This window comes from Nocardioides sp. CPCC 206347, from assembly GCF_048654605.1.
GTDB lineage: Bacteria > Actinomycetota > Actinomycetes > Propionibacteriales > Nocardioidaceae > Nocardioides.
In genome coordinates, this window is sequence record NZ_JBMCYZ010000004.1 from 416,620 (window position 1) to 437,959 (window position 21,340).

Sequence of the window (21,340 nt, forward strand, 5' to 3'; positions counted from 1 at the left end):
TCGTACGGAGGTGACATCCTGTTGTGCATGGGCTTCGAAGCACGCGATCACGCCGATCACGCCGAGGTTGACGACGTCGCCGACGTGGTCCGTGTCGCCCACGCGGCGGGTGACCACTGGGCGTCCACCTCCGTGGCCGAGCGGGTCCGGCTGCTCCGTGCCTGGCGTGGCCGCCTGTGGCGCGCCTCGGACGACCTCGCCGGATCGCTCCATCATGAGAGTGGGTTGTCGATCGACGAAGCGATGCTCGAGGTGCTCCAGAGCATCGAGCACCTGAAGTGGGTCGAGGCGAATGCTGCCCGCGTGCTCAGCGCGACGGCACAGGGCGCCGGGCTGCTGAACCCGGAGCTGGCCACCCGGACCAGCTACGCGGCTGAGGGTGTCGTCGCGGTGATCGCGTCGTCGTATGCCCCGCTCTACGGCCCGTCGAGCGCGGTGGTCAACGCCCTCGCCTCGGGCAATGCGGTCGTCCTCAAGCCGGCGTTCGGCCACGAGTCGGCGCTGCTCGCCTATGCCGATCTCCTCCGCGCCGACTTCCCCCTGCTCCAGGTGGTGACCGGCGACGACGCCACGACGTCGGCGCTCGCGGCGGCTCCCGTGGACCGGGTCTGTGTCTTCGGCACCGCGGCGGCCGCCGCGCGGATCAGCGCCGTGAGCGCGCGCTCGCTGGTGCCGGTCACGGTCGTGCCGGTGGGACCCGCGGTCACGGTGGTCGCACCCGACGCCGACCTGCGGGCTGCCGCAGCCAGCGTCGCGCGCGCCGTCGGACGGGCGGGGACGGTCGAGACCGGTGCCGTTCCGGAGGTGTTCGTTGCGCCCGACGTCAGCGCCGATTTCGATGTCGAGCTGCGCGAGGCCCTGGCCGGCGACGGCACTGCGCCGCTCGGCCTCGGCAGTGGGCTGGCGCGGGCACTGGGCGTACGACGACCGCGCGTGCCCGCCAGGGAGCTGCCCGCCGGCCCCACGGCCTCCGACCCGCGGCTGCGGGTGCACGGCCAGGCGGAGTTCGGCGACGTTCTCGCCCGCCTGCGTGATCGCCCCTACGCCCACGTGGCCGTCTTCTCCCGCGAGAAGGGAGCACAGATCGGCGAGGCGCTGCGAGCCGCCCAGGTGAGTGTCAACGTCGGCGTCGCCTCCGTCGCCGGCGCCCTGCCGCGCCAGGTGGTCGGGGCTCGCGGGTACGGGCCCCTCTCGGGCGATCACGGGCTGCGCACCTTCGGGCGGGCCGTGTCGCTGACCACGCGGCGCCGGCTCGCGGTTCCCCTGCCGGGCAACCCGGCCGACGTACTCCTGGCGACACCGGCGGGCAAGCTCGCGGCCCGGCTGGCCTTCCACCTGCGCCACTCACTGGGCTGACCTCGCCTGGCCACCGGGCCCTGGACGTCATACGAGACGGAGGCGAGAGCCCACGTTCCGTGTGACGTCCCGAGCCCTCGACACCTGGTGCATATCGGGTATACAGTCCGGTATACCGAGTATGTAGGCCACCCGAGGGGGCACGATGTCCGTCAAGCACGCACTACTGGCACTGCTGGAGCAGGAGCCGATGTACGGCTACCAGCTGCGCGCCGAGTTCGAGCAGCGCACCGGGGAGACCTGGCCGCTGAACGTCGGGCAGGTCTACACGACGCTCACCCGCCTCGAGCGCGACGGCTTCGCCGAGGCCGAGGCCGAGAACGCCGAGGGGCACGTGGTCTACCGGATCACCGCGGCCGGGCGCGAGGAGGTCGCCGCGTGGTTCACGACGCCCGTGGCCCGCACCCAGCCCCCGCGCGACGAGCTCGCGATCAAGCTGGCGCTGGCGGTGACGGTGCCCGGCGTCGACATCGGCACGGTCATCCAGCAGCAGCGCAGCGCGACGATGGCCGCGCTCCAGGACTACACCCGGTTGAAGCGGCGCGCGGTCGGCGCCGACCCGCGCGAGCTGGCCTGGAGCCTGGTGCTCGACTCGCTGGTCTTCGGTGCCGAGGCGGAGATCCGCTGGCTCGACCACTGCGAGGCGCGACTGCGACGAGCTGCCCGCGAGCCGGCGCCGGGTGCCGCGGCTCCGATCGCGCAACCGACTCAGGACCAGCGGGCGCACGACGAGAGGGCGCCGCGATGAGCGACACGGTGCACGACCCCGCGAGCCGGCTGGCCCGCGCCGAGCGCCGTTGGCTGCTCGATGCCCGGGCGCGGCTGCGGAGCACGGCCGCCGTACGCCCGGCCCCGGCCGTGACGAAGCCGGACCAGACCGAGGAGTCGCGATGAATCCGATCCTGAAGCTCACCGACGTCACCCGGGTCCACGGTGACGGCGCCACCCAGGTCCATGCGCTGCGGGGCGTCTCGTTCACCGCGCACGCCGGCGAGCTCGTCGCCGTGATGGGCCCGTCCGGCTCCGGCAAGTCCACCCTGCTGACCATTGCAGGGGGCCTCGACCAGCCGACCGCCGGCACGGTCCAGGTGGAAGGCACCAGCCTGGGCGGCCTGGACCTCCAGGGCCGGGCGCGGATGCGTCGTACGTCGATCGGGTACGTCTTCCAGGGCTTCAACCTGATCCCGGCGCTCACCGCCGCGGAGAACGTCGCCCTGCCGCGCGAGCTCGACGGTGTCAGCGCCCGGACCGCACGCCAGGAGGCGCGCACGGCGCTGGCCGAGGTCGGCATCGGCGAGCTCGCCGACCGGTTCCCCGACGACATGTCCGGGGGCCAGCAGCAGCGGGTCGCGATCGCGCGCGCCATCATCGGCGAGCGGCGCCTGATCCTCGCCGACGAGCCGACCGGCGCCCTCGACACCGAGACCGGCGAGGAGATCCTGCAGCTGCTGCGTGCGCGCTGCGACGCGGGCGCTGCCGGCGTCCTGGTCACCCACGAGGCGCGCCACGCTGCCTGGGCCGACCGGGTCGTGTTCCTCCGTGACGGTGTCGTGGTCGACGAGACCGGCGCCGACCGGGTCGACGTCCTCACCGAGCACGCCGCGCGATGAGCCAGAGCCTGTCGACCAGCGGAGGCTGGCGGGTGGCCCTGCGCCTGGCCCGCCGCGAGGCGCTGCGCCGCAAGGGCCAGACCGCGCTGATGCTGGTGCTGATCTGCCTGCCCGTGCTCGCCGTCAGCGCCGCCGCGATCGTGTGGCGGACCGCCGACGTGTCCAGCATCGAGGGCATCGACCGGCGGATGGGCTCGGCGCAAGCTCTCATCGAGACGAGCTGGAGCGACAACATCGTCCAGAGCCCCGACCCCGAGGCCGGCGGCTACGGGAGTGCCGACAACGAGGACAACGAGGAGGCCATCCTCGACGGGACCGACCTCGCTGCGGTGCGCAAGGCCGTGGGCCGCGATCGCCCGATCACCACCTTCGGGCAGGAATCGCTCGGCTTCCGGACCGACAAGGGCATCGGCGACTTCGAGGCGTTCACGACCGATCTCGCCAACCCGCTCACCGACGGCCTGTTCCAGCCGATCAGCGGCACGTACCCGCCCGGCCCCGGCGAGGTCGTCGTCAACCAGGCCCTCGCCGAGCGTGGGTCCGGCGTCGGCGACACACTGACCGCGGTCCGCAAGCTCATGGACGGGACCGAGCAGACCTTCGAGCTCAAGGTCGTCGGTATCGCGGAGAGCGCCGGATCCAGGGGGTATCCCCTCGCAGCGGCCCTGCCCGGAGCGTTCGGAACGGGCGACAGCACGATGGGCCGCTGGCTGGTGGGCGGTGCCCCGGTGAGCTGGGACGACGTCAAGGAGCTCAACAGGATCGGCCTGCTGATCACCTCCAGGGCCGTCCTGACGGACCCGCCGGATTCCACCGGTCCCGATGGCGTCCCTGCAGAGGACGGCATCGACGACATCACGATGACCGTGCTCGCGCTGGTCGTGGCGATGGTGCTCCTCGAAGTGGTGCTGCTGGCCGGCCCCGCGTTCGCCGTACGGGCCAAGGCGCAGGCGCACACGCTGGCCCTCGTCGCTGCGGCCGGGGGCACCCCGCGCCAGGCGCGTCGCACCGTCCTCGCCTCGGGGGTGGTGATCGGTTCGATCGGCGGCGTCCTCGGTGTCGTGCTCGGCGTGGTCGTCGGGGCCCTTGCGGTGCCCGTGGCCCAGCGGTTCGACACGACGCGGTTCGGACCGTTCGAGATCCCGTGGCTGTTGCTGCTCGTGGTCGCTGCCTTCGGCCTGATCTCGGCCCTGCTCGCTGCCGTCGTGCCGGCCTTCTCGGCGTCCCGGCACGACGTGGTCGCGGTCCTGGCCGGACGTCGCGGTGAGGGCAGCCCGTCGGTTCGCTCGCCGATCCTCGGGCTCGCCCTGCTGGGTGGCGGGATCGTCAGCGCCGTCCTGGGCTCCGGCGGAGGACGGGACACGGCGCCGCTGTTGATCGCGGGATCCGCGATCGTGTCCGTGTTCGGAATGATCCTGCTGGTGCCCATGGCCGTCGCGCTGGTCTCACGCCTGGCCGCGCGGTGGCCGCTCGCGCTGCGGTTCGCCGCCCGCGACGCCGCTCGCCACCGGACCCGCACCGTGCCCGCCGTGGCCGCCGTCGGCGCCACCGTCGCCGGCGTGGTGGCGCTCGGGATCGCCGTCAGCAGCCAGGAGGCCGCCAACAAGGACGCGTACGCCCCGCAGCTCCCCATCGGCCAGGCATCGGTCGCCTACGGCTTCGACGCGGACAAGGACGCTGTCGACGAGACCCTCGCGCGCTACCTGCCCGGCCAGGGTGCCGAGCAGGTCACGGGGGTGCAGACGTCGGGCGAGGCCGGTGAGCTGGAGATCGAGTTCAGCGCTGACGGCGAGGCGCTGATGCTGGAGTACTGGTCCTCGATCGGCTCGCCGTACCTCGTCGGCACGGAGGTGCCCGACTTCATCGAGATGGACGCCGCGGACAGGGAGCGGGCCAACGCCCTGCTCGGCGACGGTGGACTCGTGCTGCTTCGCGGCGCCGACGACAACGGTGCCGACGCGAGCAAGGTCCGTGTCGACGTACGGCAGTACGTCGCGACGGAGGAGCTGCCGCAGCCCATCGCCTCGGCAACCGCGAAGGCCGACGTCATCCAGGTGCAGCGGCCCACGCCACCGGCTCCGGCGCTGATGTCGCCCGAGGTCGTCAAGGAGCTCGGTCTCAAGGTCGAGACGGTCGGCGTGGTGCTGGCCGGGCCGATCAGCGAGAACACGGAGAAGGACATCCAGGAGGCGTTCGGTGCGCTGCCGGTCCAGCCCTACTTCTACGTCGAGCGCGGCTACCAGGCTGACTCGGCCGTCCGGATCATCCAGTTCGTCCTCGGTGCCCTCGGCGCGATCCTGATGCTCGGCGGCACGCTCACGGCGACCTTCCTGGCCCTGTCCGACGCCCGACCCGACCTCGCCACGATGGCGGCCGTCGGAGCGCGCCCCCGCGAACGGCGTCGGGTCGCAGCCGGCTACGCGCTGTTCGTCGGCGGCATCGGCGCCCTGTTGGGAGCGCCGGTCGGCTTCATCCCGGGACTGGCGATCAGCCAGCCGCTGACCCGGCAGTTCGAGACCGGCGCCACCAGCATGGACGTGCCGTGGTTGCTCATCGTGTCCGTCGTGGTCGGGTTGCCCCTGCTCACGGCGGCGGCCGTCGGGGCGTGCGCGCGAGGCCGCCTGCCGCTGACCGCCCGGGTGGAGTGATCCGGTGGGCCCAAGCGGAACGCTGGGCCCACCGGGCCGGTCACTTGCTGGTGGTGAGGCGGTACTGCCGCACCGCGAGCGGGGCGAAGACGACCAGGATGATCGCTACCCAGATCAGCGTGTAGAGCACGGGGTTCTGCATGGACCACGCATCGGTGGGCTCGAATCCGCCGGTGTTGCCGAACAGCTCGCGCGACGACTGCGTCAGCGTCGACACCGGGTTCCACTCGACGATGGTGCGCAGCACGCCGTCGAACGACTCGGTGGGGACGAAGGCGTTCGACACGAACGTCAGCGGCATGATCACGATGAACGAGGCGTTGTTGATGACCTCGACGCTCGGTACCAGCATCCCGACGAACGCCATCACCCAGCTCACCGCATAGGCGAAGAGCAGCAGGAGGGCGAAGCCGAGCATCGCGTCGACGAAGCCCTCGCGGATCCGCCAGCCGACCAGGAGGCCGGTCAGCGCCATGATGATCAGCGACAGGATGTTGTAGACGACGTCGGACGTCGTACGACCGACCAGGACCGCGGAGCTGGACATCGGCAGCGACCGGAACCGGTCGATGATGCCCTTCTGCATGTCCTCGGCGAGGCCGGCGCCGGTGAACGTCGCACCGAAGACGACGGTCTGGGCAAAGATGCCCGCGATCAGCCATTCCTTGTAGTTGACCGATCCCGGCGGGTCGATCGCTCCGCCGAACACGAAGGCGAAGAGCAGCACGAACATGATCGGGCTGATCAGCACGAACACGAGCACCTCGGGCACGCGCTTGATCTTGATCAGGTTGCGCTGGGCGACGACCCAGCCGTCGGTGAGGGCCTGGACTGCGGTGCTCATCGGGCGACCTCCTTGGTGTCGGCGGGGGCGTCGGCTGTGGTGTCGGCCTCTTCGGCCGCGTGACCGGTGAGGGAGAGGAAGACGTCGTCGAGGGTCGGCCGGCGCAGGCCGACGTCGAGGACGGTGACGGCGTCGCGCTCGAACCCCTGCAGGACGTGCAGCAGGTGGCCGGCACCGCGCCCGGAGACGGCGGCACTGAGCTCGCGCCCGTTGTCGCTGACCCGGACGTCACCGACCGCCACCTCGGCGACGGTGCGGACCGCGGCCTCGCGGTCCTCGACGTCGGCGAGGACGACCTCGATCCGCTCGCCACCAGTCGTCGCCTTGAGCTCGTCGGCCGTGCCGTGCGCGATCGCGCGGCCGTGGTCGATCACGACGATGTCGTCGGCGAGGCGATCGGCCTCCTCGAGGTACTGCGTCGTCAGCAGCAGTGTCGCCCCACTGGCGACGAGCTCGCGGATGACGTCCCACATCTGCTGGCGGCTGCGCACGTCGAGCCCGGTGGTGGGCTCGTCGAGGATCAGTACCGGCGGCTCAGCGACCAGTGCACCGGCGAGGTCGAGCCGGCGGCGCATGCCGCCGGAGTAGGTCTTGGAGGGTCGGTCGCCGGCCTCGGTGAGGTCGAAGCGCTCGAGCAGCTCGCGGGCGCGGGCCTGCGCCCGGGCCTTCCCGAGGTGGTAGAGCCGGCCGACCATGACGAGGTTCTCGTAGCCGGTGAGGTGTTCGTCGACAGCGGCGTACTGCCCCGAGAGTCCGATCTTGGCGCGTGCGCCGGCCGGGTCGGCCAGCACGTCGACGCCGGCGACCGTCGCCGAGCCGGAGTCCGGCTTCAACAGCGTCGTCAGGCAGCGGACCGCGGTCGTCTTGCCGGCACCGTTGGGGCCCAGCAGCGCGAGGACCTTGCCCTCGGGGACGGCCAGGTCGAGCCCGCCCAGGGCCTGCACCGTCTTGTAGCTCTTCGTCAGTCCGCTGGCGCGGATCATTGCTTCGCTCATGGTTCGCGTGTTCTTTCTCGTCGTTGCGGGTGCCCTGCCTCGAAGACTAGAGACCGCCACCGACAGCCGGACTCATCGCGACGGCACTGGACAGATTCCCCGATCTGTCTCATCATCGACACATGTCAAACCAGACGTCCAGCGTTGCGTACCGCCCCGGAGGTGGTGAGGCGTGGCGCGACCCGTGGTCGTCGTACGCCGTGCTGCGGGAGCAGGATCCGGTCCACCACGTCGTGCCGCCGGATCGCCCGGAGGCGGACCACTACGTGCTGTCCCGCCATGCCGATGTGCTCGCGGCGGCCGTCGACGTGGCCACCTTCTCCAGCGCGCAGGGCCTGACGGTGGAGTACGACGAGCTCGAGCGGATCGGGCTCGTCGACAACCCGCCGTTCGTGATGACCGACCCGCCCGTCCACACCGCCTTCCGGCGCCTGGTCGCCCGCGGCTTCACGCCCCGGCAGGTGCGCGACATCGAGGCGGAAGTGCGGGCGTTCGTCGTCGAGCGGGTCGAGGGGCTGCGCGCCGCGGGAGGTGGTGACATCGTCGCCGGGCTCTTCAAGCCGTTGCCGAGCCTCGTGGTCGGGCACTACCTCGGTGTCCCCGAAGCGGACCGGGCCCGGTTCGACGAGTGGAGCACCGCGATCGTCGGCGCCAATGTCGGCATTGTGGGCACCGATGCGGCGAGCGCGACCGTCGAGCTGATGGGCTACTTCTCCGAACTGATCGAGCGACGCCGTCGCGAACCCGGCGACGACACCGTCTCCCAGCTCGTTGCCGCAGGCGTGGCCGACGGGCCGGACGCCGACGCCGGCCTGCTCTCGATCCTGGCGTTCGTCTTCACCATGGTGGCCGGGGGAAACGACACGACCACCGGTGCGCTGGGCGGTGCGGTGCAGCTGCTGTCGTCGCGTCCGGACCAGCGCGCCCTGCTCGTCGCCGACCCGTCGCTGCTGCCGGACGCCGTGGAGGAGTTCCTCCGCCTCACCTCGCCGGTCCAGGCCCTCGCCCGGACGGCGGTTCGCGACGTCGTACTCCACGACACGGTCATCCCCGCGGGTCGCAAGGTGCTCCTCTTGTACGGCGCCGCGAACCGCGACCCGCGTCGCTACGGGCCGGACGCCGACGAGCTCGACGTACGCCGCCGTCCGTCGCAGATCCTGAGCTTCAGCCAGGGCCACCACCACTGCCTCGGCGCCGCGGCCGCGCGGATGCAGATCCTGGTGGCGCTCGAGGAACTGCTGGCGCGGATCCCCGACTTCACCGTCGACGACGCGGCGATCACCTGGGCTCCCGGCCCCTATGTACGACGCCCGCTGGGCGTCCCGCTGGAGGCGAGATGAGCGACTGGGTGGATCGGCGGGCGCCCGCTGTCGAACGGATCCTCGACGCGGCCGGTGGCCTGTTCGCGGAGCGCGGCGTCGACGTGGTCGCGATGTCCGACATCGCCACCGCCGCGGGGTGCTCGCGCGCGACGCTCTACCGCTACTTCCCCGACCGGCCGGCTCTGCAGGCGGCGTTCGTGCAGCGGGAGGCGATCCGGGTGGGTGGCCTGGTGGCAGCGGACCTGGCTGCCCTGCCTGGCAGCAGGGACGTGGTGACGGAGGCAGTGCTGTCGTCGCTGCGCCACGTGCGCGAAGCGCCCGCGCTGGCGGCGTGGTTCGGCGGCGGTGACGCCGGCCGTACCGCCGACCGGGCCATCGAGTCCGAGGTGATCGAGGCGCTCGGCCTGACCATGGCGCCCGATCCCGACGCCGCGCGCTGGCTGGTCCGTGCGATCGTCTCGCTCCTCACCGTTCCCGGTCGCGACGCCGCGGAGGAGCGGGCGATGGTGGCGCGGTTCGTGGCGCCGGTGGTGCGGGTTCATCAAGGTATGTAGCCGAGTTGTCACTTCCCACGGTGGGCACGCCGTGGGAAGTGCCGGGCCGCCGACATACCTTGATGAACCCGCAGCCGCTCCGAAGACGAGGCGAGCGAAACCCGGTCGACGCCGCCGTCGGCGATGCGGTTCGATCGGGGCATGATCCTTTCCCACGACGACGAGGGCTCCGGCCCGGCAGTCGTCCTCCTGCACTCCGGCGTCTGCGACCGACGGATGTGGGCGGACCAGGTCGCTGCACTCGCGCCCTCGCACCGCGTCATTCGTCCGGACCTGCGGGGGTTCGGGGAGACCCCGTTGCCGGCGGAGCGGTTCTCGTTCGCCGCCGACGTGGTCGCACTGCTCGACCACCTGCAGGTCGACCGCGCCGCGATCGTCGGGTCCTCCTTCGGCGGACGCGTGGCGCTCGAGGTTGCGGTCACGGCTCCAGAGCGAGTCGCGTCGCTGGCCCTGCTGTGCCCGGCGCTCCGGGGAGTCCCGAGCACCCCGCGCGCCGATGCCTTCGACGAGGAGGAGGACCGGCTGCTGAACAGCGGGGACGTGGCGGGGGCGGTGGAGCTGAACGTCGCCACGTGGCTGGGGCCGGAGGCCTCGGCAGCGACGCGTGACCTCGTCCGCGCGATGCAGGCACACGCCTTCGAGGTCCAACTGGCCGCCGACGAGCTCGATCCGGGCCCCGAGGCGACGCGGGTCGACGTGGACCTGGCGCTGGTGTCCGCACCCACGCTGGTCGTCAGCGGTGGCCTCGACGTGGACCACTTCCAGGACGTGGCCCAGCACGTGGCCGACTCCGTCGCGGGTGCGCGACTGGAGAAGCTGGCATGGGCCGGACACCTCCCCAGCCTCGAACGGCCGGCCGAGGTCAACGCGTTGCTGGCTGGCTTCCTAGCGTGACCCGGTAGCGCACGAACGACGGCACCGCGAGCGCGGCCACCACGGTCAGCACGACGACGAGCACGCCGCCACCGGCAGCCGCGGTCGCCGTACCCACCATGGCGGCGGTGGCGCCGTGGGCGACGTCCGCGATGCGTGGTCCACCGGCGACGACGACGATGAAGATGCCCTGCAGCCGGCCGCGGACCTCGTCGGCCGCGGCGCTCTGGAGCATGGACGTGCGGAACGCGGCCGAGGCCATGTCGGCTGCGCCGCCGATCACGAGCATGAGGACAGCGAGCCCGAGCCACAGGTGCGGCGAGCCCGGGAGCTCGTCGGCACCGAACACCGCCAGGCCGAACCCGACCATCGCCAGGCCCCACACCACGATGCACCAGATCACGGCGCGCCCCTGGCCGGTGACGCGCGAGACCCAACCCGAGAACACGCCGCCGATCACCGCACCTGCGGGGATTCCGGCGAAGAGCAGTGCGAACGCGAGTCCGCCCTCCTCCGGTCCGAGGAAGCTCTCGTGCGCGATCTGCGGGAACAGCGCGCGCGGCATGCCGAAGACCATCGCGATGATGTCGACGACGAAGGACATCATCAGCACCGGCTGGGTGCGCAGGTAGGTGATCCCCTCGATCACCGAGCGCAGGCCGGGGGTGCCGGTCACGCCCTGGATCGGCAGGGACGGCAGGCGGATGACCGCGAACAGGGTCGCGAAGAGACAGACCGCGTCGGCGAGGTAGAGCCACGAGAACCCGACGAACGGGATCAGGATGCCCGCCACGAGGGGGCCGCCGATCGCACCGGCCTGCATCACCGTCATGTTCAGCGAGTTCGCCGCCGGCAGTTCGTCGGGCTCGAGGAGGCGCGGCAGGACGGCCGAGCGGGTGGGCTGGTTGACCGCGAAGAACGCCTGCTGCACGGCGAACAGGCACAGCAGCAACCAGACGTTCTCCAGTCCCAGAGCGGCCTGCAGCCAGAACAGCACCGCCGTGCCGATCAGCCCGGTCGTGGTCACCAGCAGCAGCGTGCGCCGGTCGAAGTGGTCCGCGAGCGCCCCGCCCCAGAGGCCGAACACGACCAGCGGCACCAGGCCGAAGAGCCCGGTCAGGCCGACGTACGCCGACGAGCCGGTCTGCGCGTAGATCTGGGCCGGGACGGCGACGACCGTCAGCTGCGCGCCGACGACCGTGATGATGTTCGCGGTCCACAGCCGCCGGAAGTGCTGGTTGCGCAGGGGCCGGGTGTCGGCCAGCAGTCCGCGCATCCTCACCCGGCAAGGCTACGGACCCGTTGGTCGACCTACTGAACCGGAGGCCAGCAGTACCGGTAGTGCGGGATCTTGTCGAAGTCGGTGCTCACCCAGCCGTAGCCGCTGACGACGTCGCCGACGACCTCGGCCGTGCGCACCAGTGCCCCGAGGACCCCGCGGTCCAGGGCGCTCTGCCTGTCGACCGGAGCCCGAACCGCCGTACCCACGGACAACTGGGCCTGCAGGACGTCGCGTTCGTACGACGCCCAGCGCTCCCGCCCGGCGACGTACTCCGGCGCGTCGCGGTAGGCGACGACCACCCGGCTGCCGCCGCGGAACCGCTTGCGCAGCTCGCCGTCGGCCGCCGGTTCCTTCTCGGCGCCGGTGGTGACGGTGTGGGCGCTGCGGCCGATGAGATTGCCGGGCTGGTCCTGGGTGACCTGCGCGCTGTAGCAGTCGCGCGGCTTGATGCCGACGATCGACAGGTAGGCCTGGAGCAGCTCGGCCGCGGTGCCCGGCAGGTACGGGAAGGGCGAGGGAACGAGTGGCCGCTTGTCGGGGCGCGGCATCACGACCCGCCGGATCTCCAGCCAGTTCAGGACGGCGACCTGCAGGTCGGGCGGCGGGACCACCTGCAGTGGCCGGGCCGCCCGCATCCGGTCGACCGCCCCGACGGCGAGTCCGGCGGGATGCAGGACCACGACACCCGTGACCCCGGCCAGGACGTAGGGATCACTCCCGCCACCGTCCTCGCCACCGCTCCCTCCGCTGGCGTCGACCGCCACCCGGCGCGCGATGCCCAGGCACTGCTCGGGTCCGAGGTCCCCGGCCCGGAGGTACTCCACACCGAGGTCCTCGTCGAGCACCGACGGCTCTCCGGGACGACGGGCGGCCCACGTCTCGCGGGCGTCGAAGGAGACGGCGGTCGGGGGTGGCGCGGGAGGCAGTGCCGCCACGGAGGCGTGGGTGATCTCCCACTCGACGATCGCCGCCCGCCCGATCCCGAGCTTGCCGGGGACGTGGTCGGGTACGCGCGCGACGCCGTACACGAGGTCGGGCCGGCCGGCCAGGCCCGACGTACCGAGCCAGGCGCACAGGTCGTCGAGGGGCTTCTTGCGGTCGGCGGCGATCCGTGTGAACACGACGGGGCTGCGATCGGCGGCCAGGTACGGCGTCCGTGCCTCGTCGCGCATCGCTCGCTCGGCGGCGGATTGCTCGGCCGGGTCGTTGCTGACCGGGGGGAGCGGCGGCGGGGGGATGGGGCGTCCCTTGACCGTGTCGCGCAGGGCCTGCTTGAAGCCGTCCCTGGCCTGCGCGATGTGTGCGCCGATGTCGGTCGACGTCATCTGCTCGCGGTCGGGCATCGGCCCGTAGTGGTAGTCGCCGGCCGGGCCGAGCAGGACGCGTCGGGCACGCTCGTTGGCGATCGTGTCGTCCACCGACTGCTGGGCCCGTGCCATCGCCTCTTCGTACTGCGCCCGTTGTTCGGGCGGCAGCGCGGCCAGCTGTTCGGGCGTGAGGCGCCCGCCGTTGGCCATGGCCTCGCGGCTGGCGGCGAGTCCCTGCCTGATGGCGTCGGGGCTGAGGGCCTGCCCGATCTGCTTCAGCTTGTTGAACACAAGCCGAGCGTCCTCCCGTCGCCGCCCGCTGTCATCGAATCGCGTTGAAAAGTTTCGTGGCAGGGTGTCGTATCGGCACCACCCCCTTCGTGGTGAGGGTGAGAGGCGGTCATCGGGCCGTCCTGGACACACCGGCTCAAGGAGTTCGCGATGACGCAGTACCTCATGTCCGTCCACGGCAGCGAAGAGGAGTACGCCAAGGTCCCCGAGGACCAGTGGCCCGTGATGTTCGAGGCCGTGGACAGGTTCAACAAGCAGCTCGAGGCCGACGGGGTGTGGGTGTTCGGCGGTGGGCTCGAGGGTGCGGAGACGGCGACCGTCGTCGACGCCTCGGGTGACGCCCCGGTGTTCGCCGACGGCCCCTACCTGGAGACCAAGGAGCACATCGGTGGCTTCTGGATCATCGAGGTGCCCGACCTGGACGCCGCGCTGAAGTACGCCGCCGCGGGCTCGAAGGCATGCCAGGGCAAGGTCGAGGTCCGTCCGTTCCAGGCCGAGCCCCCGACCGAGTGACCGGTTTCGATGGTCGAGGAGGGCCGTCCGACGGCCCGTCTCGAGACCCAGTCGAGCGGATCTTCCGTGAGGAGTACGGCCGCCTGATCGCCTCCCTGGTCCGCCGCTTCGGTGACATCGACATCGCCGAGGACGCGGCCGGGGAGGCGCTGGTGACCGCCCTTGAGAAGTGGCCGGAGAGCGGCGTGCCGCCGAACCCCGGTGCGTGGTTGACGACCACCGCCGGCAACCGGGCGATCGACCGACTCCGTCGCGAGAAGCTCCGCGAGAGCAAGCACCAGGCGGCCGAGATGATGCATGACGACACCCCCCACGAGCCGACCGGCGTCATCACCGACGACCGGCTCCGGTTGATCTTCACCTGCTGTCACCCGGCCCTGGCGCCGGAAGCGCGGATCGCGCTGACGCTGCGCCTGATGGGCGGTCTGACGGTGGCCGAGATCGCGAGCGCCTTCCTCGTCCAGGAGACGACGATGGGCCAGCGGATCACCCGCGCCAAGGCCAAGATCAAGGGCGCGAAGATCCCGTACCGCGTCCCCGCGGCCGAGGACCTGCCCGAGCGGATCGGCGCCGTGCTCGCCGTACTCCTGTTGATCTTCAACGAGGGCTACCTCTCCAACAGCGACGGTGACCCCATCCGTGCCGACCTGACGGGCGAGGCGATCCGGCTGGCCCGGATCCTGCACGAGCTGCTGCCCGAGGACCGCGAGACGACCGGCCTGCTGGCGATGCTGCTCCTGACGGAGTCGCGGCGCGCGGCACGGGTCCGCCACGGTGAGCTGGTTCCGCTCGACGAGCAGGACCGCGGTGGCTGGGACCGGGCGCTGATCACCGAGGGACATGCGCTGGTCCGCGAGTGCCTGGCCGCCAACCGCCCCGGCCGCTACCAGATCCTCGCGGCCGTCAACGCCGTCCACACCGATGCGCCGTCCGCCGCCGACACCGACTGGTCACAGGTCGCGGCGCTGTACGACCAGCTGGTCCGTCTGGACCCCTCGCCCATCGTGGCCCTCAACCGGGCCGTGGCGATCGCCGAGCTCGACGGCCCCGAGGTCGCCCTCGCCCAGGTCGACCGGCTGCCCCTGTCCGGCTACCACGCCTGGCACGCCACCCGCGCCGACCTCTTCCGTCGCCTGGGTCGCAGCGCCGAGGCGCGTCAGGAGTACGACGCCGCGCTCGCCTGCTGCGACAACACCGCCGAGATCGCCTACCTCACTCGCAAGCGCGGAGAGCTGGTCTGATTGCGCGAGCGCCGCAGTTGCCTTCCGTAGGACCTCGGCCGGTCTGGCGGCAAGCCGACAGTGTCGGTCGAGCGGTGCTCCTAGGCTGTGCCCCATGACCACGGAGCCTCTCGCCCTGCCGACCTCGCCCGACGCCTGGCCGGCGTGGATCCGCGATCGGGCAGCGTCCGAGCTGGCGCTGGCGACCGGGCTGGTCGAGGGACTGCGCACCGACCCGCCGGCCGATCCGGTCGCGGTGCTGCGGCAGTGGGACCGGGCGGGTGGGCACCTCGGCAACGTCGCGGCGGTCGGCTCGCTGTTCGGCAACGTGCACCCCTCCGAGGAGGTGCGGGAGCTGGCGGACAACGCCGAGCAGGAGGCCTCGCGGGTCGGGACCCGGTGGAGCCTGGACCGAGAGTTGTACGACGTCTTCGCCGCCATCGAGGACAGCGCGGTCGCCGACGACCCGCTGGCCGCGCGGCTGCTCGCGAAGGTGCGCGCCGACTTCCGCCGCTCCGGCGTCGACAAGGACGAGGCGACGCGCGACCGGATCTCGGCCATCCGTGAACGGATCACCGAGCTCGACCAAGAGTTCAGCCGCGTCATCCGCGACGACGTGCGCACCATCCAGGTCGCGCCGGACCAGCTCGACGGGATGCCGGCGGACTGGCTCGAGGCGCACCCGGCCGACGAGGAAGGCCTCGTCACGGTCACCACCGACTACCCCGACTCCGTGCCGGTGCGGATGTTCGCGCACGACCAGGACGTCCGCCGCGACATCACCATCGCGTTCCAGGAGCGTGGCTGGCCGACGACCGAAGCGCTCCTCGACGAGCTGTTCAGCCTGCGCCACGAGCTCGCCACCACCGTCGGCTACGCCGACTGGCCGTCGTACGACGCCGACGTGAAGATGATCCGCACGGGACCGGCGATCCCGGAGTTCATCGACAAGATCGCCGCCGCTGCCGAGGAGCCGATGCAGCGCGACCTCGGGCAGTTGCTCGAGCGGTACCGCCGAGACTTCCCCGACGCCACCGTCGTCCCCGGCTACGACTACAACTACTACGCCGAGCTCGTCCGGGCCGAGAAGTACGACGTCGACTCCCAGCGGGTGCGCACCTACTTCGACTTCGGCAAGGTCCGCCAGGGGCTGCTCGACGTGACCGGCCGGCTCTTCGGGCTGCGCTACGAGCAGGTCGACGTACCCGTGTGGCACGAGGAGGTGACGGCGTACGACGTCTCCACCTCGACCGCCGGGGAGCCCATCGGGCGGATCTACCTCGACCTCCACCCGCGCGACGGCAAGTACAAGCATGCGGCGCAGTTCACCCTCGTCGACGGCGTGGAAGGGGAACAGGCGCCCGAGGGCGTCCTGGTCTGCAACTTCGCGCGCGGCCTGATGGAGCACGACCACGTCGTCACCCTCTTCCACGAGTTCGGCCACCTGCTGCACCACGTGCTGGCAGGCCACGGTGACTGGTTCCGGTTCGCCGGCGTGGCGACCGAGTGGGACTTCGTCGAGGCGCCGAGCCAGATGCTGGAGGAGTGGGCGTGGCACGCCGACGTCCTGCAGACGTTCGCGACCAGTGCCGACGGTGAGCCGATCCCGGCGGACCTCGTCACCGCGATGCGCGACGCCGACGACTACGGCAAGGGGATCTTCGCGCGCACGCAGATGTTCTACGCCGCGATGTCGTACTGGTTCCACGCCGACCGGGCCCGCGCCGAGGTCCCCGACCTCACCGCCCGGATGGTCGAGCTGCAGGAGAAGTACGCCGCCCTGCCGTACCTCCCCGGCACCCACATGTTCGCGAGCTTCGGCCACCTCGGCGGCTACAGCTCGGGCTACTACACATACATGTGGTCGCTGGTGATCGCGAAGGACATGTTCAGCGCGTTCGACGAGACCGACGTGTTCGCGACCGGGGCCGCCACCCGCTACCGCGACCGGATCCTCGTCCCGGGCGGGACCGGCGATGCCGCCGACCTGGTCGCCGACTTCCTCGGTCGGCCGTTCTCGTTCGACACGTACGCCGCCTGGCTGGCGCGCTGACGCAAGGGGGTCTTGTGCTCCGGGTTTCGTCGGCGTACGCTTGCGATATATCGCGATAGCAACACGAACCATCACGCGATATTCACGAACCAGGGGCCGATCGCCCCGCCCGATACAGAGGAGGTCCCCACCATGGGACGCCACAACTTTCAGCAGAACTTCGATTCATCCGATGACCGCGACCCGTTCGGACGCGGAGAACCCCGCGGCTTCCAGCGTCGCGGTCGGGGCAGCTTCGGCCCCGGCGGCGGTCCCTGGGGCGGTCCCTGGGGTGGCTGGGCCCAGTGGGGCGAGCCCGGACGCGGTGGCCACAGCCACGGCCCGGGCGTGCCCCCTCCGTGGCTGGCCGGTCTCTTCGGCCAGGGTCGCCCCGAGGGCGCCCGCGGTCCGCGGGTCCGCCGCGGCGACGTCCGCTCCGCGATCCTCGACGTGCTCCGCACCGCGAACGAGCGGGAGGAGTCGCCCAACGGCTACCAGGTGATCCAGCAGATCACCGAGCGCAGCGGTGGCGCGTGGAAGCCGAGCCCCGGCTCGGTCTACCCCCACGTGCAGCAGCTCCAGGACGAGGAGCTCGTCGAGCTCGACGACGCCCAGGGCCGCCGCTCGCTGCGGCTGACCGCCAAGGGAGCGGCCTGGTGTGCCGAGCACGCCGATGAGCTCGCCGCGGTCTGGGTGCCCTTCGACCGGAGCCGGGAACGTGCCGAGGGTGCTCGCGCCGCGGGCACCGGCGGCCACGCCGACCTCAAGTCCGAGATCGGACAGGTCATGGGTGCGGTCTGGCAGATCGTCAGCGCCGGTTCCGACGCCCAGCGCCGGGCCGCCGTCGACGTACTCGTCGAGGCCCGCAAGGGGCTCTACGGCATCCTCGCCGCCGGTCCCGAGGCCGACCTCGGGGACAACGCCGGGGACGACGCCGAGGACGACGACACCGACGCCTGAGCATCACCCTCACGCAATCCCCCGCCGGGATCACTCGGCGGGGGATTGCGCATGCCTCGGCGCGGATAGGCTCCCTCCGTGTTCTCCCGTCGACTTCCCGCCGCCTTCGTCGGCGTCGTGTGCCTGTCCTGGCTGACGCTGACGACCGGGTACGGCGCCGCGTCGGCCCTGGCGCCGTCCGATCCCGTCGACCTGGGTGGCGCGAAGCTGTCCGGCACGCCGAGCACCAGCCCCGCCGAGCCGACCCCGCTCGCACCCGGCCTGTGGAAGGCCACGCTCGCACCGGAGTTCCCGCAGTACTTCAGCTACCAGCGGCGGATCAACGAGAGCACCGTCCACGTCGGCGTGCTCGGTGCGCCGCAGGGCACGACCAGCGACGGCATCCGCGTCAACGCGGGCGTCCGGACCGAGGGCAGCACCGACCTCACCAGCTGCGGCGACGAGACCGACTCGACCGACTACGCCTTTCCGCACGCCGTGGTCGGCAACCGGGTGACCATTGGCGACGAGGACAGCAGCACGGGCGACACCTGCCGCGCCGCCGACACGGTCGTCATCGCCGTGAGCCGCTCCTCGAGCAGCCCCGACGACCTGCCGTACGTCATCAAGGTCGTCGAGGAGGCGCCGGTCTCCGACGCCGGCGGCATCGAGCCCGACGAGAAGCCGGCGTACGACGTCCCCGAGCCGGTCGGCACCACCGACGAGCCGGGCGCAGCGTCCTTCGACGACGCACCCCGGGTCGACGCGCGCTCGGGCACGGTCACGATCGAGACGACCATCAAGGAGGGGACCGAGCTGCTCTGGCGGGTCCCCCTCACCTGGGGCGACCTTCCGGTGGTCCGCGTCGACGTACCGGCTGCCTCGAAGGAGCACGCCGAGGACTTCGCCTACAGCGGCCCGGACCTGACCCTGCACTTCATCGACCCGCTGCGTGGTCGGTTCCGCTACGTCAACACCGAGCGCGAGGACTCCGCCACCGGCGAGTACAAGGCCAGCGAGACAGGCGAGACCGACCAGCTCCTCGCCGCCGGCTTCCCCGTCCGGCGCGCGAACGGCCGCCTCCCCGGCGACTACTGGATCTCGCTGGCGACCGAGGCAGCCGCCGAGGGCCGCGACCCCGTCGACATCCCGGTGACGATCACGTTCGTCGTCGAGAGCAGCGGTGCCGATGCGCCGACGTACGACGGTGTGGCGGTCTCCCACGACAAGTCGACCAACGTCGACGGCTACTCCCCGGACAAGCCGTTCCTCGTCGCTGACGACACGTTCTCCGCTGCCGCCTCGGGCAACCCGGTGGTCGACGGCGACGACTCCGACAGCTGGCTCAACGGCCGCCACCTGGCCGGACTCGGCCTGGGCGCAGCGAGCCTCGCCTGCCTGGCTGGCGGTCTGCTGCGCCTCCGCTCCCGCCGCTGACGTCAGCCCAGCAGCAGGATCAGCGCGACGACCAGGCCCACGAGACCGAGACCGAGCAGCACGAACGCGTCGACCGGCGGACCCGTCCGGGCGCCGTGCTGCGGGCGGGGCGCGTCGAGCCGGGTGGGCGCTGCGGCCGGGTGCGGCGGCAGCACCGCGGTGCCGATCGGCGGCGTAGAAGGCGGCGTAGAGGGCGGCGTCGAGGGCGGCGGGCTGTAGCCCGGCGGCGGGGGCGGCGGTGGGTACGACGTCGTGGGCAGGTTGGTCGCGGAGATGTCCGGCGTGGGCGTCGGGTACTCGTCCGGCACCTCCAGGTCGTCCAGCAACGCCGGGTCGTCCCAGCGCGCGGCGAGGGACTGGAGGGCCGGGTGGGCGCGCAGTGCCGCCGCGCTCGGGCGGGCCAGGGCGTCGTACGACGTCGCGGCCTCGACCACGTCGAGGATCGCATCGTGCTCGGGGTTGCCGTTGCGGAGCGCACCCACGTCGATCGCCGGCGGCTCGCCGTCGCTCGGCGGGCGGTGTCCGGTGAGCATCTCGAGGACCACGACACCGAGGGCGTAGATGTCGGCGCTCGGGTCGGGGTCCGAGCCGCGGTACTGCTCGGGCGCCATGTAGCCCGGCGTGCCGATCACCATCGCGACGTGGGTCAGTCGCGGTTCGTCGCTGGGGACGGCGATGCCGAAGTCGGTCAGGCGCAGGTGCGGCCGGGTGCGTCCGGTGGGTTCGAGCAGCAGGTTGCCGGGCTTGATGTCGCGGTGCACGATGCCCGCGGCATGCACGGCCTCGAGGGCCTGCAGGGTCTGGTCGGTGAGCACGGCGATCCAGCGCGGGGGCAGGCGGCCGCCGTTGCGCCGGGTCAGGTTCGAGACCGAGCCGCCACGGACCAGCGGCATCGTGAAGAGCACCCGGTCGTCGACGCCGGCCCACGACTGCGGGGTCACGACGTGCGTGTGGTCGATCCGCACGGACTGCTCGCGCACGAATCGCAGCAGCATCGCGGCGTCGGTCTGGCGCAGCATCTTGGCGGCCTTGACCTCACCGGCCGTGCGGTCCAGGACGCGCCACACCGTTCCCATGCCACCGGTGGCGATGGGGTCGAGCAGCTCGTAGCGTCCCGCGAAGACCTCACCCATGGCAGGGAGCCTATCCAGCGCGGAGCGCGTTCACTCCTCGCCGAGCGGGATCGCCCGGTGCAGCCACACGGACGCCGGTCGCATGCCGACCTTCTCGTACAACGACAGCGCCCCGGTGCGGGAGTCCGTGGAGAGGCTGGACGACGTCGCGCCGCGTTCCCGCCCGGCAGCGAAGACGGCCACCAGGAGTGCCTGCGCCAGGCCCAGGTTGCGGTGCGAGGCGGCCACGGCCAGCTTCGACACGTAGGTGTCGACGCCGTCGTCGGTCGGCGCGTTCCACGCGTTGGCCACGGCCACGACCTGCTCGTCCGGAGCAGTGACGACCTGCAGGTGCCACGGTTCGAAGCCGGGCCGCTGCCAGACCCGCGCCGCGAAGTCCTCGAAGGACGTACGTGCGCGGACCGCCCATTCGAGGAAGGCGTCCTCGGTCACGGTCCACACCTGCTCGTGATCAGCCGGCGTCGCCTCCCGCAGCACGTAGCCGTCAGGCAACGGGCGCTCCCCGACACTCGCCCCCTCGGGCAGTCGCAGCACCCAGCTGGTCCACCGGACGTCGTACCCGAGAGCGGTGAGGAGGTGGTCGCCCGCCGAGCCCTGCGGCACGGGCATGCCGAGCATCGCGGCGCCGCGGCTGCGGGCCAGGTCCTGCACCCACGCGGCGAGCCAGGTGCCGATCCCGCGTCCGCGGTGGGACGGCAGTACGGCGGCGTCGTACCGCTCCTCGCCCATGTACTCGACGTACGCGACGACCTGCTCGCCGTCGAGGACGCCGATCGAGTTGCCGGCGAGGTCGTACGACGGTTGCTGCCACTCGCTGACGAGGTCGTCCTCCTCGATCTCGGCGACGCCGACGTCGGCGCGTTCCTGCTCGGCGATCAGCTCGAAGACGGCGCGGGCGTCACTCGGGACCAGCGGGCGGGTGGTGAGGCCGGGAGGGAGAGCAGGTTCTGGCACCCCGGGAGTCTCGCCGATCCGTCGCCGGAG

General features: G+C 71.8%; 19 protein-coding genes. 13 read left to right on the forward strand and 6 right to left on the reverse strand.

Features of this window, described 5'->3' with window-relative positions:
* The first annotated feature begins 27 nt into the window (after positions 1-27).
* The 5 genes from ACOACQ_RS16255 to ACOACQ_RS16275 all read left to right on the forward strand — a co-directional run bounded on the left by ACOACQ_RS16255 (position 28) and on the right by ACOACQ_RS16275 (position 5,614).
* The gene (locus ACOACQ_RS16255) at positions 28-1,356 is read left to right on the forward strand and encodes an aldehyde dehydrogenase family protein (RefSeq protein ID WP_420288773.1); all 1,329 of its coding nucleotides are present in this window, start codon (positions 28-30) and stop codon (positions 1,354-1,356) included.
* Between the two features lie 145 nt (positions 1,357-1,501).
* Positions 1,502-2,104 carry a PadR family transcriptional regulator gene (locus ACOACQ_RS16260; RefSeq protein ID WP_378596649.1) on the forward strand — a complete coding sequence of 201 codons (603 nt, stop codon included), beginning with the start codon at positions 1,502-1,504 and terminating at the stop codon, positions 2,102-2,104.
* Positions 2,101-2,250, forward strand: a complete 150-nt coding sequence (locus tag ACOACQ_RS16265) for a hypothetical protein (RefSeq protein ID WP_378596650.1) — start codon at positions 2,101-2,103, stop codon at positions 2,248-2,250. Before ACOACQ_RS16260 ends, ACOACQ_RS16265 begins: the two co-directional genes overlap by 4 nt.
* Positions 2,247-2,966 (forward strand): ABC transporter ATP-binding protein, encoded by a 720-nt coding sequence (locus ACOACQ_RS16270; protein WP_420288774.1) that lies wholly within the window; start codon positions 2,247-2,249, stop codon positions 2,964-2,966. The genes ACOACQ_RS16265 and ACOACQ_RS16270 overlap by 4 nt, the downstream gene beginning before the upstream one ends.
* A complete protein-coding gene (locus ACOACQ_RS16275; protein WP_420288775.1) occupies positions 2,963-5,614 on the forward strand; it encodes an FtsX-like permease family protein in 2,652 nt (883 codons plus the stop codon). Before ACOACQ_RS16270 ends, ACOACQ_RS16275 begins: the two co-directional genes overlap by 4 nt.
* A gap of 40 nt (positions 5,615-5,654) precedes the next feature.
* On the opposite strand, the gene ACOACQ_RS16280 is transcribed toward ACOACQ_RS16275, so the two are convergent.
* Positions 5,655-6,458, reverse strand: a complete 804-nt coding sequence (locus ACOACQ_RS16280; RefSeq protein ID WP_420288776.1) for an ABC transporter permease — start codon at positions 6,456-6,458, stop codon at positions 5,655-5,657.
* A complete protein-coding gene (locus ACOACQ_RS16285; RefSeq protein WP_420288777.1) occupies positions 6,455-7,453 on the reverse strand; it encodes an ATP-binding cassette domain-containing protein in 999 nt (332 codons plus the stop codon). Before ACOACQ_RS16285 ends, ACOACQ_RS16280 begins: the two co-directional genes overlap by 4 nt.
* 122 nt (positions 7,454-7,575) lie before the next feature.
* On the opposite strand from ACOACQ_RS16285, the gene ACOACQ_RS16290 reads away from it, so the two are divergent.
* The 3 genes from ACOACQ_RS16290 (at position 7,576) to ACOACQ_RS16300 (ending at position 10,223) form a co-directional block, all read left to right on the forward strand.
* Positions 7,576-8,793 carry a cytochrome P450 gene (locus tag ACOACQ_RS16290; protein ID WP_378596218.1) on the forward strand — a complete coding sequence of 406 codons (1,218 nt, stop codon included), beginning with the start codon at positions 7,576-7,578 and terminating at the stop codon, positions 8,791-8,793.
* Complete coding sequence (locus ACOACQ_RS16295; protein WP_420288778.1) at positions 8,790-9,329, forward strand: TetR/AcrR family transcriptional regulator; 540 nt, start codon at positions 8,790-8,792, stop codon at positions 9,327-9,329. Before ACOACQ_RS16290 ends, ACOACQ_RS16295 begins: the two co-directional genes overlap by 4 nt.
* Positions 9,330-9,470: 141 nt before the next feature.
* Entirely contained in the window at positions 9,471-10,223 is a 753-nt protein-coding gene (locus ACOACQ_RS16300) for an alpha/beta fold hydrolase (protein ID WP_420288779.1), read from the forward strand.
* Here the strand turns inward: ACOACQ_RS16300 and ACOACQ_RS16305 are convergent.
* Both ACOACQ_RS16305 and ACOACQ_RS16310 read right to left on the reverse strand, forming a co-directional pair.
* Positions 10,192-11,478: an MFS transporter gene (locus ACOACQ_RS16305; RefSeq protein ID WP_420288823.1), complete on the reverse strand. Its 1,287-nt coding sequence runs from the start codon at positions 11,476-11,478 to the stop codon at positions 10,192-10,194. The two genes, ACOACQ_RS16300 and ACOACQ_RS16305, sit on opposite strands and share 32 nt — an antisense overlap.
* 35 nt (positions 11,479-11,513) lie before the next feature.
* Positions 11,514-13,082 (reverse strand): hypothetical protein, encoded by a 1,569-nt coding sequence (locus ACOACQ_RS16310; RefSeq protein ID WP_420288780.1) that lies wholly within the window; start codon positions 13,080-13,082, stop codon positions 11,514-11,516.
* Positions 13,083-13,232: 150 nt separating this feature from the next.
* Here ACOACQ_RS16310 and ACOACQ_RS16315 point away from each other — a divergent pair, with 150 nt between their 5' ends.
* The 5 genes from ACOACQ_RS16315 to ACOACQ_RS16335 all read left to right on the forward strand — a co-directional run bounded on the left by ACOACQ_RS16315 (position 13,233) and on the right by ACOACQ_RS16335 (position 19,223).
* Positions 13,233-13,595 carry a YciI family protein gene (locus ACOACQ_RS16315; protein WP_420288781.1) on the forward strand — a complete coding sequence of 121 codons (363 nt, stop codon included), beginning with the start codon at positions 13,233-13,235 and terminating at the stop codon, positions 13,593-13,595.
* Positions 13,592-14,836, forward strand: a complete 1,245-nt coding sequence (locus ACOACQ_RS16320) for an RNA polymerase sigma factor (protein WP_420288782.1) — start codon at positions 13,592-13,594, stop codon at positions 14,834-14,836. The genes ACOACQ_RS16315 and ACOACQ_RS16320 overlap by 4 nt, the downstream gene beginning before the upstream one ends.
* A 94-nt stretch (positions 14,837-14,930) precedes the next feature.
* Entirely contained in the window at positions 14,931-16,868 is a 1,938-nt protein-coding gene (locus ACOACQ_RS16325; RefSeq protein ID WP_420288783.1) for a M3 family metallopeptidase, read from the forward strand.
* A 132-nt stretch (positions 16,869-17,000) separates the two neighbouring features.
* Entirely contained in the window at positions 17,001-17,807 is an 807-nt protein-coding gene (locus ACOACQ_RS16330) for a PadR family transcriptional regulator (protein WP_420288784.1), read from the forward strand.
* Between the two features lie 78 nt (positions 17,808-17,885).
* The gene (locus tag ACOACQ_RS16335) at positions 17,886-19,223 is read left to right on the forward strand and encodes a hypothetical protein (RefSeq protein ID WP_378601495.1); all 1,338 of its coding nucleotides are present in this window, start codon (positions 17,886-17,888) and stop codon (positions 19,221-19,223) included.
* A gap of 2 nt (positions 19,224-19,225) precedes the next feature.
* On the opposite strand, the gene ACOACQ_RS16340 is transcribed toward ACOACQ_RS16335, so the two are convergent.
* Positions 19,226-20,356 carry a serine/threonine-protein kinase gene (locus ACOACQ_RS16340; RefSeq protein ID WP_378601493.1) on the reverse strand — a complete coding sequence of 377 codons (1,131 nt, stop codon included), beginning with the start codon at positions 20,354-20,356 and terminating at the stop codon, positions 19,226-19,228.
* 30 nt (positions 20,357-20,386) lie between these two features.
* Positions 20,387-21,310 (reverse strand): GNAT family N-acetyltransferase, encoded by a 924-nt coding sequence (locus ACOACQ_RS16345; RefSeq protein WP_420288785.1) that lies wholly within the window; start codon positions 21,308-21,310, stop codon positions 20,387-20,389.
* Positions 21,311-21,340: the final 30 nt, after the last annotated feature.